This window comes from Vibrio sp. 10N.222.52.C12 (assembly GCF_041474215.1).
Classification (GTDB): domain Bacteria; phylum Pseudomonadota; class Gammaproteobacteria; order Enterobacterales; family Vibrionaceae; genus Vibrio; species Vibrio crassostreae_C.
In genome coordinates, this window is sequence record NZ_JBFRTR010000146.1 from 1 (window position 1) to 771 (window position 771).

Consider the following 771-nt stretch of genomic DNA (forward strand, 5'->3'; position numbering starts at 1 on the left):
AGCTAACCATTGAAAACCTGCATGCTGACCATGGCTCTATTCTAAACAATGCCGATGGTACGTTTACGTTTACCCCAGAAAAAGACTACAACGGCGCGGTGCACTTTAGCTATGACGTTAAGGATGCACACGGTGGTGTGACCCACACCAGTGCAACCACCAACTTGGCTGCGGTTAACGACAACCCTGATGTGACGCCTTTAACCGACAGTGTCAGTGAGGGGGCCGATAATCATCACACCCTCAATCTGCTAGTAGGTGCCACAGACAAAGACGGCGACGCTTTAAGCGTCAGTCACCTTGAATATGCCATCGATGGTCAACTTCAGGCAGGGAAAATCCCCGCAGGTATCACCTTAGATACTGATGGTCATACATTAATTGTTGATGCCACTGATCCCGCATTTAACCATTTGGCCAATGGTCAGTCGCAACAAATCGCTATCACTTATCAAGTAGAAGATGGCCATGGTGGAAGTACGCAACAAACCGCCACGCTTACGATTGCCGGGACAGATGATAAAGCCACACTGGTTTCTAATGTCATTCAGCTCACTGAAACACAAGCGCTGGATAGCGAATTTAAATCCTATAGAGGCCAGCTTCAGCTGATTGACCCTGATAGTGGCGATAACACTCAGTTTGTTTTTAGCGGTAAATATTTAGGTCAAGGGTTTGCACCTGGTTACCTTGATGTTTGGCCTAATGGCACTTATCAATTCAGATTAAATACAGGTACCAATCATCATCCGGACGATCTAATCAGTAGCC

At 46.7% G+C, this 771-nt stretch carries 1 protein-coding gene; it reads left to right on the top strand.

The annotated features are described in order from the left end of the window. On the top strand, nt 1-771 hold a 771-nt coding region (locus AB4623_RS21710), incomplete at both ends, for a cadherin-like domain-containing protein (RefSeq protein WP_372147358.1).